Origin of the sequence: Lacrimispora sp. (assembly GCF_031982545.1) — a bacterium.
Classification (GTDB): domain Bacteria; phylum Bacillota; class Clostridia; order Lachnospirales; family Lachnospiraceae; genus Lacrimispora.
Genome location: NZ_DALYXB010000003.1, coordinates 36,783 through 53,008, shown reverse-complemented (window position 1 = coordinate 53,008; position 16,226 = coordinate 36,783). Strand labels below are relative to the sequence as shown.

Here is a 16,226-nt window from a genome sequence, read left to right as displayed (position 1 = left end):
GGGATAAGTAAAGAAAATACTAGGAGGGCAAACCAATGCCGGTAATTGAAGAATTAATCCGCACAGAACAGGACGGTACAATTAGCTTTGGTAATTACAAATTAGAAACAAAGTCAAAATTACAGGATTTTGAGCACGAGGGTGATTTATATAAAGTAAAGACATTTTATGAGATAACCAAGCTTGAACGTAACGGCATGTTTGTATACGAATCTGTACCAGGAACTGCAGTGGAGATGTTTGCAGTATCTGATGACGGCGTGGAATTTGAAGTAGAAGGCGATAAGGATGCCCAGCTGACCGTTCAGCTGGCAGAAGATACCGAATATGAAGTGTTTGTCAATGGTGCAGCAGCAGGCGGCATGAGAACTAACATGAGCGGGAAGCTGTCAGCCAGTGTAGAACTGAATGAAGGAACACCAGTGAAGGTAACGATCAGAAGAAAGTAATGTAACTGAAATCCGGGTCCGGCTCTTTTTTCAAAAGAGATTCGGATCCGGATTTTTTGTCTGACCAGGAGGAACCTATGGCAAAAGGGAAAACAACAGCATTTTTTTGCAAGGAATGTGGTTTTGAATCAGCAAAATGGCTTGGCCAGTGTCCGGGCTGCCGGGAATGGAATTCATTTGTGGAGGAACCTGTGGCTAAAACGGAGGCTTCCGGAAAACGGGGAATTTCAAGCACTGGGTCTGGCGGAGTGACAGGCGTAAAAATAAAACCTGCAAGACTGTCTGAAATCCAGCTTGACGAACAGGACCGTATGAAAACGGGATACGAGGAGCTGGACCGGGTATTGGGCGGCGGCGTGGTAAGAGGGTCCCTGGTTTTAGTTGGAGGAGACCCGGGTATCGGAAAATCCACTCTTCTTTTGCAGGTATGCAGAAATCTGGCATTAGCAGAGAAGAAGGTTTTATACATATCAGGAGAAGAATCCTTAAAACAGATTAAACTGCGGGCAAACCGCATCGGGGAAGTAAAGGGGGATCTGCTGTTTTTATGTGAGACGAATTTAGACCTTATAGAAGCTGCCATACAGGAGGAACAACCGGATGTGGTGATTATTGACTCCATTCAGACCATGTTCCGGGAAGAAATATCATCCGCTCCAGGCAGTGTAAGCCAGGTAAGGGAATCCACCAATCTGCTGATGCAGATCGCCAAGGGAAAAGGAATCGCCATATTTATCGTGGGACATGTAACAAAAGAAGGGGTTGTTGCAGGTCCAAGAGTGCTGGAACACATGGTGGATACCGTTCTTTATTTTGAAGGAGAGAGAAGTGCATCCTACCGGATCATCCGGGGAGTAAAAAACCGGTTCGGCTCTACCAATGAAATCGGTGTGTTTGAAATGATAGAAAGCGGACTGGCGGAAGTAAAAAATCCCTCTGAATTCATGTTAAGCGGAAGACCGGAGGATGCTTCGGGAGCAGTGGTGGCCTGTTCCATGGAGGGAACCAGGCCAATTATGATTGAGGTACAGGCGCTGATTACCCCAACAGCCTTCGGTATGCCAAGACGAACGGCTGCCGGCACAGATTATAACCGGGTGAATCTTCTGATGGCAGTTCTGGAAAAGAGAGGACATTATGATCTGTCTCATTTTGATGCTTATGTCAATATCACCGGCGGACTCCGAATGAATGAGCCTGCGCTGGATCTGGCAATTCTTATGGCGATTGTCTCCAGTATGAAGGACCGGGCCATTGATTCCAAAACCATCATATTTGGTGAGGTGGGATTATCCGGAGAAGTGAGGGCCGTTTCCATGGCACAGCAGAGGGTAAATGAAGCGAAGAAACTGGGATTTCATACCTGTATCCTGCCAAGGATTTCCCTGGATAAGATGGGGGCTATTGATGGGATTAAGCTGATAGGTGTAGATAATGTAAGAGAAGCGATTGCTGGAATTTCCAATTAAAGAGAAAAAGGCGTTAAGGGCAGCGTTTGTATCTGCATTGCAGTTACTAAAATCTGCCCTTTTTTGTCACATAATAACAGAAAATGACAAAAAATATAATAATACAGCCAAATATTCCTATATAACCAGACGCTTTGGTCTGCTAAAATATAACTATCATGCAACATCAAAATGATAGTCTACAAGGAGGATGTATTATGAGAAAAATGTATTTGAAGCGGTTTTCTGCTCTATTACTCGCTGGTCTGATGGCTGCAACTGCCACCGGATGTTCAAAAGGCAGCAAGGATGAGACCACCGTGGCTGCAGCGGAGCAGACCGCAAAAGCGGAGGTAAAGGAAACAGAAGGCCAGAGCAAGCAGACCGCGGGAGGGGATGCTGTAACACTGCGACTGGTGCATTATATGGGAGAGCAGTCCAAACGAGATGCACTGGATGCCATGCTGGAAGCATTTAAAGCAGAATACCCCAGCATCAACGTTGAAGTAGAGGTAGTAGCCTCCTCTTCCTATGTTGCAACTTATAAAAACTACATAGCAGCAGGAGAAGCTCCTGACATCATGTTTGGAAAACCCCAGACCATGAAAGAATTCGTAGATGGTGGATATTTCATGGACCTTTCCAATGAAGAGTGTATGAAAAATGTACTTCCTATGTTAAAAGATGAATGTACTGTAAACGGAGGCGTTTATGGATTCCCTCTGGATGCTCAGGTAAAGGCATGCTTCTATAATAAAAAGATGTTTAAAGAAGCGGGTGTTGAGGTTCCAAAGACCAGAGAAGAATTCTTTAAAGTTGCTGATACTTTTAAAGAAAAAGGAATTAACCCCTTTATTCATCCATACAATTTCATTCATGGAGTATTCCATGAGTTAGATTCCTTCTTTACTTCTATGGCTGTTGGGACTGATAATAAGACAGTCTGGAGTGATTCCCAGGAGGGAACCAGAGAATTATCTGATAATGCAGTTGTGAAAGACGCAATGGAGATGTTCTCCAAGTTTGCATCCTATAAAGATGCGGGAGATACTGCTGTTGACCAGACACAGGGAATTCAGAACTTCGCAGCAGGTCAGAGACCCATGTACATGAACGGCGGATGGCTTATGGGCGATGTAATGGCTGCTAGCCCTGACGGAGAATTCGGTATGTTCCCAACCCCATGGTCCGATAAACCGGAGGATAATAAACTCTGGGTTGGTATTGACGATGTATTTGTTGTATCTTCCCAGACCGAGCATAAGGAAGAAGTAATGGCGTTACTAAGCTTCTTTGCCAATGAGCAGTCTTCCAAGATCTGGATGGAAACAGCAAAGCTTATGACAAGCAATGTAAATGTGTCAACGGATGATTCCGATGAATTCATTAAGGAAATCAAATCTTATATCGATAACGATATGATAGTATCTAAGAGTCAGGTTCCGGATTATACATCTGAGTACAGCACCGCGTTCCGCACCAAACTTCAGGAATTTGTCACATTAGATGACAGCAAGCGTGATGTTACCAAGTTACTCCAGGACATTGATTATGAGATCGCATCCATTCGACAATAGTTTTTTGAAGTGATGACATAAAATCAGTAAGTCAGGGTGGCAGTGTAGCGGGAGCTATATGACTCCCTGACTTTTCTATATCCAAGTTGGAGGCAGTATGAACCGAAAAATGAAAAAACAGCTTCAGGAGTTTACTTTTATTATGCCAGCCCTGGTTATGTTTGCAATCTTTGTAGCGTATCCGTTCCTGCAGGGGTTTCCCATCTCTTTTACCAAATGGGATGGAATGAGTCCAAACAAGGCATATGTGGGACTTAAAAATTACATCAGAATTTTTAAAGATGCAAATGTAATGAATGCCGTTAAGAATACATTGCTGTTTACGGCCGTTACAATGGTTTTTTCCAATTTGCTCGGTCTGCTGTTTGCCCTGATGATATCAAAGAAATCAAAACTGAATCATGTTTTGAGAACCTGTATCTTTCTGCCTTACTGCCTCAGTCTTGTGCTTTCCTCTTATATCTGGCGGTATGTGTACAGTGATGTGTTTTATGACAAATTTGGAATAGCCAGCCCTCTTGGAAGCACAACGTGGGTTATGATTGGTCTTGCAATGATATCTGTATGGCGGGATGCAGGATACTGCATGGTGGTTTACATCGCAGCAATTCAGGGAGTATCGAAAGATTATTATGAGGCGGCAGAGTTAGAGGGAGCCACATCCTGGCAGAAATTCAAAGCAATTACTTTCCCCATGATTGCTCCGGCAGTCACAGCTAATTTTACTCTTTTACTTGCATGGGGAATGAAGGTATTTGATTATCCCATGGCAGCCACGGCTGGCGGCCCCGGGAGAGCGTCGGAAACCGTGGCAATGTTAATTTACAACAACTTGTTTACATACTTTAAAGCAGGCTACGGCCAGGCAATTGCGGTGGTATTTACCATATCCATTTTTGTAGTCAGTACGCTGGTTTCAAAAACTTTAAGAGCCAGGGAGGTGGAGATCTGATGAATAAAAAACAATTGAATTTTTTGTCGGTCATTGTAAAACTGGCTATGACACTGCTTGTGATCAGCCCATTTTATATAGCGTTGATCTATTCTGCAAAATCCAAGCAGGAGATGGTGACAGACCGCCTGGCATTTCCAAAAACCATCCACTGGGACAATTTTACCAGAGCCATTGAAACATCTAATTTTGGAATGGCACTGAAAAACAGTCTGGTTACGACTGTACTGGCAGTACTATTTATAACACTGATCTGCACCATGGCTTCTTATATCATTGCCAGAAAAAACAACCGTTTTTATAATCTGATCTATTATCTTTTCGTAGGTGCCATGATTATTCCGTTTCAGTCAATTATGACCCCGCTCTACATTGATATGACCAGATGGAAGCTGCTAAATACGCTTCACGGCTTTATTTTTGCAAAGATCGGTTTTCAGATTGCATTTACGGTACTGCTGGTATCAGGTTTTGTTAAAAGTATTCCAAAGGAATTAGAGGAAGCTGCTTCCATTGACGGTGCAGGCATGTATGCAGTCTTCTTTCAGATTGTATTTCCTCTGATGAAGCCCATTGTTTTAACATCCATTGTATTAAACGCACTGAATGTATGGAATGATTTTCAGATGTCTTTGACATTACTTCAGCAGAAACAGGTGCGCAACATCCCCCTGACCCAGTATTTCTTCTTTGGTGAGAACAGTATTGAACTGGGGCTGGCATTTGCACTCTTTATTCTTTCGGTCATACCTATATTAGCGTTATATTTAACGCTGCAAAAATATATTATCGGGGGCATTACTCAGGGTGCGGTGAAAGGCTGAGCTGGGAAAATCTGCCCCTGATCGGGCGTTGACATTCTTTTGCCAAGTTGCTATAGTGGGAAAAGACGAGGGGGTTATATGATGGAATCTGCCAAAGAACGCATCCGGTTTGGGAAGACGCTTTATTTTAAAATGATTGCAGTGACGGCGCTGCTGGGACTTACATTTCTGGTTGCTCTCATTTGTATTTACCACGTGACATGCAAATGGTTTAAGACAGAACTGACCTATCAGTCCGACACATTAACGGAACAGATTTGCAGGAATGTTGACATCTCTTTAACGGAACTGATGGAGGGTACCATTCCTTTAACGGCAACGAATCAGCGCCTGACTCCCATGCTTCGGACGGTTACAGGACCGGATAAAGCAGATGACCCGTTTTTAAAGCCCAGATTGAGAAAACAGCTGGAAGAAATGCTTAGCACCAATTATGACATCAACTGGGTGTCTGTAATTGATCGTTCCGATACCGTTTATCTGGCATGCAGGGACGGCAGACCCCGGGAGGGAAGACCCAGTGAAGAATCAGTTCTGAAGCTGTTTTATGATAACAAAGAGGATGTGTCTCATCGCCCGGGCAATACTATCTGGACCAGGAGTGCCAGTGATGATGGAATTGTCCTGATGCGTTATTTATTCGATGAGACTACCATGAGATTCAGCGGCTGTGTGATTGCAGAGCTGAAAAACACCGTTTTAAAAGAGATCTTTCAGGATATAGACTGCAGTAAAGTAGGAAATTTTGCACTTTATGATATTAACGGAAATCTTTTATTTACCACCAATGAAAGAGATCATCTAAAAGCAGTAGTCCACAGAGAAAAAAAGGACAATTATTTATATGCCGAATATCAGGTCAGCCGGGGAAGAATTAAGATTGCCCACGAGGTAGATCTAAAGGCAAAGAACAGCCGGTTTTCCGATTTGCTTTATTTTGTATCGTTCATCGGACTCTTTATCTTTGTATTGATTATCATCTTTTTGTGGCTGATGTTTGGTAATATGGCAGGCAATCTCCGGATTCTGCTGAGCAACATTACGCGGGTATCCAGAGGGGACTTTAAACTGGAGTCCACATCGTTTTCAAAAGGCGATCAGATGGATCTCATCTCTGAACATATCAGTCAGATGGCTGGCAACATACAGTCTTTGATGGATCAGATCAGCAGTGCAAAGGAGATACAGCAGCAGAATGAATATAAACTGCTGGAGTTTCAATATCATGAGCTGCAGGCTCAGATCAATCCTCATTTCCTGTTTAATATACTTCAGTCCATTCATGGAATCGCGCAAATTAACGGAGATAAGCAGGTAAGCAGGCTGATCGGTCTGCTGGCGAGATTTTTCAGGAGAAACATAGAACGAAGCAAGAATACCTGCACGTTAAATGCAGAGATGGAATACATAAAAAATTATACGGAGCTTTATAAGAATATTTATCCGGACAGGCTGGAAGTGGAGTGGGAGGTAGATGATTTACTTCTTGATATGATGGTGCCCAGTTGTATTTTACAGCCAATTGTAGAAAATTCACTTGTTCATGGGATGGAGCCCAAGATTGGACTTTGTACAATCCGTATTTCCGTTTATAGTGAGGAAGAAAGGCTCGTTATAAAAGTATGGGATAATGGTCTTGGCATTCCTGGGGAAAAGCTTTCAACTCTGTTTGAGAGCAATGAAGCCAAAAAACGGATCGGAATTAAGAATGTAAAGGATCGCATTCAGCTGATGTATGGGCCTGATTACGGTGTATGGATCGAATCAGAGTATCTTCATTATACAGAAGTCAGACTGGAGTTTCCTTTGGTATAGTAAGGGGAGGGGGAACGTTATGTACTCGGTAGTAGTGATAGATGATAATAAAATAGCAGTAACAGCTATTGTGAAAGCCACCAATTGGGAATCGTTTCATTGCCAGGTGACAGGAGTGGCTTATGACGGGATTGCAGGTCTGGAGCTGATTCATAAAAAGAATCCGGATATTGTAATCATCGACATACAGATGCCGGGATTTAACGGGCTGGATATTATAGAAAAGATCAAGCAGCAAAGACAGGACATGCAGTTTATTATTATATCCGGATACAATCAGTTTGAGTATGCGCAGCGGGCGATCCGGTATGGAGCCAGCGATTTTCTCTTAAAACCAGTGATGACGGAAGAGATGGAACAGGCGCTTGAAAAGGCAGTGGGGGCACTTATGAAGAAAGAACGGTTTGCAGCAGAAAAAACGCCGGATACTCTGGAAGAACGGATCCGCTTTATCAGGCAGAAAAGCCAGGAGTATTCCACTGCAGTTTCAGAGGCACTGGATTACGTTGATAAGCATATTAATCATAATATTTCTCTGGGAAATATTTGCCGGGAGCTGTTAATATCCACCTCTTATTTCAGCAAGTGTTTTAAGAAAGAGACCGGGGTTGGATTTGTTAATTACGTCACCATGGTAAAAATGGAAAATGCCAGAATTCTTCTTAAGAACCCCCAGAACCGGGTAAATGAGGTGGCACATATGCTGGGATACCGTGATTACTCCTATTTTTTTCAGGTGTTTAAGAAACAATTCGGTTATGCACCAAGTGATATCAAACTTTACAATAAGTGAGAAAGAAGGAGATGCCAATGAAAATGCCTGAAAATAAAAGAAACATACCCTCTGTTCTGACTTGTTTGGATGGAACAGAGGTGACAGATTGGGAAATATGGATGACAAAACGCAGACCAGAGCTGCTTGAGCTGTTTAAGAAAGAGGAATACGGTCATTTGCCGGATTTAAGCGATATGGAACTTCATATCCTGGTTGCTGACTCCAGGCAGTCTGAGGAGATTCTTCAGGGCAGGGCGGTGAGAAAAACCGTTGAGGTTTTAGCTGTCCGCAAGGGAATTCATTTTAGCTTCTGTTTCGTTGTATTCATTCCTACAGGTGCCATAAAGCCAGTGCCTGCTTTTGTGACCGTATGCAATCGCGGGATCAAGGACAGCGACCCTGCAAGGCATTTTTTAAGCCCCTTTTATCCGGTTGAGACCATAATTTCCAGGGGATATGCCTGTGCTGCCTTCCGTACCCAGGAGGTATCCCCTGATTATGAAGAAGGCTTTACAACTGGATTTTCAAGGCTGTTTCCTGAGTATGCAACCAACAGGCCTGACGATGCATGGGGAGCAATTACCGCCTGGTCCTGGGCGGCAAGCCGGATCATGGATTACTTTGAGACAGAGCCTTTGATCGATGAGAGAAGAGTGGCATTAGTGGGACACTCCAGGGGCGGAAAAACGGCTCTTTGGGGTGCTGCCCAGGATGAACGCTTTGCCATGGCTGTCAGCAGCTGTGCAGGAAACAGCGGAGATGCGCTGTCCAGAGGAGCGAAGGGCGAGAGAATTAAAGATATTTTAACCCGTTTTCCATACTGGTTCTGCAAAAATTATCAAAGGTATATAGATAAGGAAGAAACACTTCCCTTTGACCAGCATATGCTGCTGGGGTTAATCGCGCCAAGGCTGATCTATACCTCTTCCAAGACCTTTGATAAATGGGCAGACCCGGAGGGACAGTTTGAGTCTCTGGTACAGGCAGACCCAGTTTATGGCCTGTTTGGAATTGAGGGACTGGAGACCAATAAAAAGCCTTTGCCGGAGCAGCCGCTTTATCAGGGAAGGATCGGGCATCATTATAAGACAGGAAATCACGATATGGATGAATATGACTGGAATTGTTATTTAAATTATGCGGATATTCATCTTTAATAAGCAGCAAATAAAATACAGAGTGGAAATCTGATTCAATGGATTTTCGCTCTGTTTTTTTGATTATTAAAATATTTATGATCAAATCTCTAATATGTGGGGCAGTTTTACTCTGATTATGATGGTTAACCCCAAGACTTCCTTCTACTATAATAGTATTATTAAAGTAAGAAGCAGGAGGAAATATGGACTATGAGATCATTATCAGCTGGAAAAACTCCAAGAAGCACGGTCCAGAGCCGCAGGTTGTTCTATTGCATTCTGCCATTTATCATTCTATGTTTTCTATTTTCTTATTTCCCGCTTTATGGGTGGATTTACGCATTTTTTGACTACAAGCCTCCGTTAAAGCTGTCACAATGTGACTTTGTCGGCTGGAAATGGTTCAAAACACTGTTTGCTAACAAGACACAGATTGGACAGATGATCCAGGTTATGAAGAATACCTTTGCAATGAGTCTTCTTGGCATTGCGACTTCTATTCTGCCCATGGGATTTGCTGTTTTTTTAAACGAAATACAATGCAAGTGGTTTAAAAATCTGGTGCAGACACTGACGACACTGCCGAATTTCATCAGCTGGGTGCTGGTATACTCGGTGGCGTTTTGCCTGTTTACCGATAGCGGAATGGTCAATAATTTTTTGTTTAGTCACGGTTTGATTCAGGCACCGGTTAAATTTCTTGACAGTGATACCCATACGTATCTGTGGATGACGATGTGGAATCTTTGGAAAGGCCTTGGCTGGGGAGCCATTATGTATCTGGCTGCAATAGCTGGGATTGATCTCGAGCTTTACGATGCGGCCCGTGTAGATGGTGCCAATCGGTTCCAGCTGATGAGACGCATTACGATTCCATGTCTGCTTCCCACGTTCTTTGTATTGTTAATGCTGTCAATCGCCAATTTTTTAAATAACGGTATGGATCAGTATTACGTATTCCAGAATTCTTTTAATAAGGCGCATATCCAGGTACTGGATCTTTACGTATATAACGTAGGTATGACAGGTAGCAGCTTATCACTGGCAACTGCCATCAGTATGCTTAAGAGTCTGGTCAGTGTCACCCTGTTGCTGATCGTAAATTCAGTATCAAAAAAGACCAGAGGTGAAGCCATTATTTAGGAGGGAAAAACAGGAATGGTAAGAGAAAAAATCTTTCACATTGTCAATTATCTGATGTTCGGAATCATCACACTGATTTGTGCATATCCGTTTTATTACATGATTATCAATACCATCAGCGCCAATGATTTAAGTGCCAACGGATTTATTAATTTCATGCCAAAAGGATTCCATCTGGAAAACTACAAACAGGTGATGAGGCTTCGTGGGCTTTCTGCAGCTGCCGGGATTTCTATTGCCAGGACGATTTTAGGAACGGCATGTACCGTGTTTGCCTCGGCTTATTTAGGCTTTCTGTTTACACAGGAGAAAATGTGGCACCGGAAATTCTGGTATCGTTTTTTTGTGGTTACCATGTACTTTAATGCAGGTCTGATTCCCTTGTTCATTACCATGAAGACACTGCATCTGACCAATTCATTCTGGGTGTATGTGATCCCCACCATCATACAGCCGTTTTATATTATACTGGTAAAAACTTATATTGAGTCAATTCCAAAATCACTGCAGGAAGCAGCAGAAATTGACGGGGCTGGTATTCTTACTGTATTTGCAAGGATCATTCTGCCAGCAGCTCAGCCGATTATGGCGACTGTCGCCATTTTTGCAGCGGTTACCCAATGGAATTCGTTTCAGGATACGCTAATCTATGTAACGGATCAAAGACTGTATTCTCTGCAGTATCTGTTATATACATACATTAATCAGGCCAGCTCTCTGGCGGCAATGGTGAGAAGCGGAGGGACAGGTGCAATCAGCGGGGCAGTTCTTGCCAGCAGGCAGACACCATCCTCCATACGAATGACGGTTTCGGTGATTGTAGTGCTTCCGATTTTATTTATTTATCCCATATTCCAGAGGTTTTTTGTAAAAGGAATCATGATTGGTTCTATAAAAGGTTAAGGAGGAAAGGTAAGATGAGAAAGAAACAGATCAGTGTGATCCTGTGCGCAGTCCTGGCTGTCACCGCTGTTATAGCCGGGTGCAAAAAAGAAGCGTCTGTAGAAAATACGACAGGCAACAGCAGCTATGATAAATTAATTACAGTGGATGTATTTGATACGCTGGCTAATTATCAGGGAATTCAGAGCGGATGGTTTGCAAAAGTTGTAAAAGATAAATTCAATATGGAATTAAATATCATTGCTCCCAATGTGGCAGGCGGTGGAGATACGTTGTTCCAGACACGTTCTGCAGCTGGTAATTTAGGAGATTTAATAATTACAAAAACCGAGAGCGGCCGTTTTGAAAATATGGTAAAAGCCGGACTTTTAATGGATATGGCTCCGCTTTTAAAAGATAAAAATGTATATAAAAATTATGAAGATGCGATTTTAAATATGAATAAGGGATTGGTGAAGGAGGGCGTTTATGCCATTCCCAGTGAGATTTCCAGTCAATCTCCCAACGTATCTGCAGATGGAATCGAGCCGCTGGTAGCACCCTATCTTCGCTGGGACGGATACAAGGCAATCGGTTATCCTGAAATGAAAACACTGGAAGATATGATCCCTGTGATGAAGCAGCTGCAGGAGCAGATCCCTAAGAGTGATTCCGGTAAAAAGACTTATGCCCTTTCTCTGTTTAAGGATTGGGATGATAGCATGATGATGATTGCCAAGAATTATGCTTCCTTATATGGTTATCAGGAAATTGGTTTTGTAATGGAAAAATACGATGGAAGTGATTTCCAGAATATTGTTGATTCAGACAGTTATTATGTAAAAGCGCTGCATTTTCTCTTTAATGCCAATCAGGAAGGGCTGATCGATCCGGAATCCACAACTCAGAACTATGATATTTTATCGGATAAATACCGTGATGGACAGGTGCTTACATCCTTATGGTCCTGGCAGGGGCAAAGCTACTATAATACACGGGAACGAAAGGAAGAAGGAAAAGGCATCATGCCTGCTTTCATTGAAGATATGGCACCCTATACCGATGGCTGTTATTCCATGGGAAACGGTAAGGCCGTTATTGCCATTGGCAGTCAGGCAAAAGAACCGCAGCGTCTTGCCGCTTTTATCGACTGGATGTATTCTCCGGAAGGAATGGAACTGGTAAGTCAGGCCAATGGTGCAGCGGGTCCTATGGGACTGACCTGGGAGATGAAAGGCGAAAAGGCAGTTTATACGGATTATGGCTGGAAGGCTCTTCCCAACAATGATGTGCCAGTACCGGAGGAGTGGGGCGGCGGCAGCTGGAAGGATGGGATAAGCGCTTTGAATTATAAACCGTTAGCAATGGTGGATACGGACCCTATAACGAATGAGCCTTATTTAACCACGATGTGGAGTTCTGTGCTTGAGATGAATCATACACCGCTGGATACTGACTGGCAGAAGTATGCACAGGGAGCGAAAACAACCATCGAATTACTGGAAAAGAAAGGGGCTCTTTCGGTAGCACCAGGTACTTCCTATATTCAGCCGAAGGAAGACTCCGATATCACAACGCTACGGGGTCAGTGTAAAGCAGTCATTGTGGATGACTCCTGGAAAATGGTTTTTGCAGCAGATGAGGCTGAGTTTGATTCGTCATTGCAGCATATGCAGGATACTGTGCACGGTCTTGGCTATGACCGGGTGCTGGAAGTGGATTTAAAGAATGCAAAAGAGCGCGCTGCAGCCAGAAAAACGGCAATGGATGAGTATGCCCGCCGCAGCAAATAAGATAATTGCAAAGAGCAGTATGGCTCACGGAGCGGACATTTTCATGTCCGCTTCGGCGTGGGATCTCCGATATTCTGCTGGGCTGATACCGGTATATTTCCTGAATTTTTTATGAAAATAGTCCACATTTCCATATCCCACCATTTGCGCGATTTCATAGACTTTATAATGATCGTTTATTAAGAGACGCCTGGAGTTTTCAATCCGCACTTCATCTAAGTAGACATTGAAATTCCTTCCTGTAGTTTTGGTGAAAACTTTTCCCAGATAGGAGCTGTTATAGCCAAACAGCTCCGCAATGGTACCCAGCTTTAAATCTTCCTGATAATTGTGACGGATATACTGAAGGATATTATCCAATACGCTGGTACGGGTGGGAGAGCCGATGGCATTCATACACATCTCAAACTGAAGATTGAAAAAGTCCAGAATTTCGTAGAGATAATATTTCTCTTCTATTGTATAAATAATAGCTGCATTATTGGGAAACAGAGTATCAAGATTGCCATAACCGTAAATAATACTGGATTTTACCTGGATCATGATATCTGCCAGGTAATGTCTGATTTTTGAAATCTCCAGACTGGAACAGTAGAGTGCCTGGCGAAGCTTTTCCAAAAGATCAACAATCATATGACGGTTTCCAGACTGAATATAATCCGACAGTTGCTGGGAATATGTATTTTCCATGACGAAATCCGTTCCCTGTGGCTGAAATCCCACCGGCATATCTTTATAACACAGCACATGCTGGTTAAAACTGCAAAAGAAGCGTCGTTTCATAAGCCTCTGTGCATCGTTGTATGATTTATGAATCTGTTCAATGGAACAGACCGGGCCACCGTAAGTAAGAAATAATCCGTCCAGAGGGGAACCTTTTTGTGGCTGGCTTATATAATGGTCCGCAAGCTCTTCAAAGCGTTTAATAGCAAAATCGCCTTTTAAAATAATAACGTTGTGGTTTCCGATCCGGATATGGTCCAGGGAATTGTGGTTGTGGTTCGCCAGACGCAGGATTCCGGCAAAATCCCAGGTTGCCTGAAAAGACTCCTGATTGTAGCTGGTATAAAGTACAACCTGATAAACTTCGGCATCTAACTGCAGATCATGGCAGTCCAGCAAGGAATAACCGGCTTGATTGAGAAGAATATCATATAGAATCGATTCCCTTGCCCGATCCCGGTACTGGTTCATCCTTTTTTGTTTTTCCTGTTCTTCTAAAAGCAGGTGTCTGGCATCCAGGACCGCTTTTTCCAGTTCCTGCTCATCAATCGGCTTTGTGAGATAGCAGGTAACTCCAAAACGCATGGCTTCCTGTGCAAAAGAAAAATCAGAAAGACCGCTGATTATAATAAATACACCGGTAAAGCCATTCTCTCTGGCAAGTTTTACTACCTCCAGTCCGTTTAAGTGGGGCATACGCAGATCAATCAGCACAACGTCAGGCTGTAATCTTATGATTTGGTCCAGAGTATCCTGACCGTTTTTACATTCTCCGCAGATGGTATAGTCAAGAGAAGACCAGTTTAACAGATATCGGATGCCTTCTCTAACATCTATTTCATCATCAGCAATTAAGAGTTTCATGTTTAATTACCTCCTGTATGGTTTTGTACAGGAATCACCATGGTTACCAGGGTTCCCATTGATTTTTTACATTTGATAGTAAGACCGTATTCAAATCCATAGTATAGCTGGATTCTCTGGTTGATATTATAAAGTCCGATTCCGTGGGAGGAGTTATTGGGGGGACGGTGAATTGACTGGTTTAACAGCTTCAGCTCCTCAGGCGTCATACCGCAGCCATTATCATATATATAGATGCAGAGTGTTTCGTTTATCAGGAGGATTTTCAGGATGATTTTACCGTTTTGTTCTACCTCCTCCAGTCCGTGGAGGAGCGCATTTTCAACAATGGGCTGTAAAAGCAGGGGCATAATCTGGTAATCCTCAGGATCTAACTGAGGGCTTATTTTCAGGGAATAATTGACGCGATCGTGAAATCTCAGCTTTTGAATACTTAAGTAGGTTTCAATATAGTCCAGTTCCCGGGAAAGGGAGGTTGCTGAAGTGGAAGTGTTTTCCAGTACATAGCGCATGGATTTGCCTAAGAGCTTTATTGCATTAGCCACTTCTAAGTTGCCAGCTTTTAATGAACGCATACGTATGGTCTCCAGTGTATTGTAGAGAAAATGAGGATTGATCTGACTGGAAAGCATCTTAAATTCCATCTGTTGTTGCTTATTGATTAAGTCCCGGGTTTTAAGCTGTGCCTGATAGACGGAAGTTTCTTTCTCCAGAATCTCATGGATCATCAGCTTTAAATCAGAAAATACATCAGAAATTTCATCTTCGCCGTGAAAGTTGTCCGCAATTTCATAATTACCCTGACTGGCCCTGTGCATGCATTCCCGAAGAGTAATGATACGAAGACTGAAGTAATGGGAAAATACGCAGATAAACATGCTGGTGATAATCAGCACCAATGCCAGGATGGCCAGATAAGTACTGCTGATCCGGTTTAAATATGGGTATCCGTCATAGCTTAGGGAGGCCATGTAAAAGCTGTCTTCGCAGTAGGCGGGAGAGAGGGAGGAGACACAACCGATAACGGTTCCGTTTTCTAACGCTATTTTTCCTTGATAAGTGCCTGTACAGCTGCTTCCGCCTCCACCCGCGTATCGTTCCAATCCGGGGGTTCTCACCTGCCTGTCACTGGTATAAAATATGCTGCTGTCATTGAGCCATATGACTGTATGCATGGAGCTGTTTTCAATGCGGCTTCGGATGTGGTTATTGCTGACGGTAAGCTTTAAGATGGCATAGCTGTGAACCTGGGGCAGGAAGATGCGGGTATAAAGGCAGAGATTTTGCACTTCGGTGTTGTATCGTTCACTTTTCTCCAACTCCACTGTCCAGAAAGGGGTGACGGACGAGGAAGCGCGTTTATACCAGGGCTGGTTCTGGAGATTGTCCGTAATGGGATGGATGTGGGGGCTGTCTGCAATGGTGGAATTAAAGGTATACACAGAAATGCCATGGAGAGAGGCATCACCGGAAAGAAGTGTATCAATCCCTTTATAAGTGCTTATGGCTGATTTGCTTTCGCTGTCGGCAGAGTATCTGGTGGTTAAAAGTGTAATTAAATTCTGGTCAGAGACCAGGATCTGGGATTTGTTGTAGATGTTTTCTGTTAAATCCAGAATCAGGGATTTTACCCGGAGATTATCGGAATAAGTCTGTTTGGAATAGTGGTCAAACAATTGGGTTCGGGTAAGATAGATGAGATAACTGCCTACCGTTGTTATGGGAATAAAAATGGCAATAAAAAAGAACAGGTACAATTGCTTCTGCACCCGGATTTTTGTAAAAATATCCATGAACCGTTTCTTACTCATACATACCCACCCTTTAACCATTGCCCCTTGT

13 protein-coding genes are annotated in these 16,226 nt (G+C 43.2%); 11 read left to right on the top strand and 2 right to left on the bottom strand.

Features of this window, described 5'->3' with window-relative positions; all coding sequences use genetic code 11:
- Positions 1 to 35 precede the first annotated feature (35 nt).
- The 11 genes from ABS301_RS06180 to ABS301_RS06130 all read left to right on the top strand — a co-directional run bounded on the left by ABS301_RS06180 (position 36) and on the right by ABS301_RS06130 (position 12,797).
- Entirely contained in the window at positions 36 to 449 is a 414-nt protein-coding gene (locus ABS301_RS06180) for an endosialidase (RefSeq protein ID WP_349671389.1), read from the top strand.
- A gap of 77 nt (positions 450 to 526) precedes the next feature.
- Entirely contained in the window at positions 527 to 1,918 is a 1,392-nt protein-coding gene (gene radA / locus ABS301_RS06175) for a DNA repair protein RadA (protein WP_349671388.1), read from the top strand.
- 197 nt (positions 1,919 to 2,115) lie between these two features.
- Positions 2,116 to 3,474: an ABC transporter substrate-binding protein gene (locus ABS301_RS06170; protein WP_349671387.1), complete on the top strand. Its 1,359-nt coding sequence runs from the start codon at positions 2,116 to 2,118 to the stop codon at positions 3,472 to 3,474.
- A gap of 97 nt (positions 3,475 to 3,571) precedes the next feature.
- Positions 3,572 to 4,426 (top strand): carbohydrate ABC transporter permease, encoded by an 855-nt coding sequence (locus ABS301_RS06165; RefSeq protein ID WP_349671386.1) that lies wholly within the window; start codon positions 3,572 to 3,574, stop codon positions 4,424 to 4,426.
- On the top strand, positions 4,426 to 5,250 hold the full coding sequence (locus tag ABS301_RS06160; protein WP_349671385.1) for a carbohydrate ABC transporter permease: 825 nt from the start codon (positions 4,426 to 4,428) through the stop codon (positions 5,248 to 5,250). Before ABS301_RS06165 ends, ABS301_RS06160 begins: the two co-directional genes overlap by 1 nt.
- 78 nt (positions 5,251 to 5,328) lie before the next feature.
- The gene (locus tag ABS301_RS06155; RefSeq protein WP_349671384.1) at positions 5,329 to 7,065 is read left to right on the top strand and encodes a sensor histidine kinase; all 1,737 of its coding nucleotides are present in this window, start codon (positions 5,329 to 5,331) and stop codon (positions 7,063 to 7,065) included.
- 19 nt (positions 7,066 to 7,084) lie between these two features.
- A complete protein-coding gene (locus ABS301_RS06150; protein ID WP_349671383.1) occupies positions 7,085 to 7,858 on the top strand; it encodes a response regulator transcription factor in 774 nt (257 codons plus the stop codon).
- Positions 7,859 to 7,875: 17 nt separating this feature from the next.
- Positions 7,876 to 8,997 carry a glucuronyl esterase domain-containing protein gene (locus ABS301_RS06145; RefSeq protein WP_349671382.1) on the top strand — a complete coding sequence of 374 codons (1,122 nt, stop codon included), beginning with the start codon at positions 7,876 to 7,878 and terminating at the stop codon, positions 8,995 to 8,997.
- Positions 8,998 to 9,189: 192 nt separating this feature from the next.
- Positions 9,190 to 10,122 carry an ABC transporter permease subunit gene (locus tag ABS301_RS06140; protein ID WP_349671381.1) on the top strand — a complete coding sequence of 311 codons (933 nt, stop codon included), beginning with the start codon at positions 9,190 to 9,192 and terminating at the stop codon, positions 10,120 to 10,122.
- Positions 10,123 to 10,137: 15 nt separating this feature from the next.
- Positions 10,138 to 11,025, top strand: a complete 888-nt coding sequence (locus tag ABS301_RS06135; RefSeq protein ID WP_349671380.1) for a carbohydrate ABC transporter permease — start codon at positions 10,138 to 10,140, stop codon at positions 11,023 to 11,025.
- A gap of 14 nt (positions 11,026 to 11,039) precedes the next feature.
- Positions 11,040 to 12,797: an extracellular solute-binding protein gene (locus ABS301_RS06130; protein ID WP_349671379.1), complete on the top strand. Its 1,758-nt coding sequence runs from the start codon at positions 11,040 to 11,042 to the stop codon at positions 12,795 to 12,797.
- Positions 12,798 to 12,821: 24 nt separating this feature from the next.
- Here the strand turns inward: ABS301_RS06130 and ABS301_RS06125 are convergent, their stop codons facing one another.
- Positions 12,822 to 14,384 (bottom strand): response regulator, encoded by a 1,563-nt coding sequence (locus ABS301_RS06125; protein WP_349671378.1) that lies wholly within the window; start codon positions 14,382 to 14,384, stop codon positions 12,822 to 12,824.
- Between the two features lie 2 nt (positions 14,385 to 14,386).
- On the bottom strand, positions 14,387 to 16,195 hold the full coding sequence (locus ABS301_RS06120) for a sensor histidine kinase (RefSeq protein ID WP_349671377.1): 1,809 nt from the start codon (positions 16,193 to 16,195) through the stop codon (positions 14,387 to 14,389).
- Positions 16,196 to 16,226: the final 31 nt, after the last annotated feature.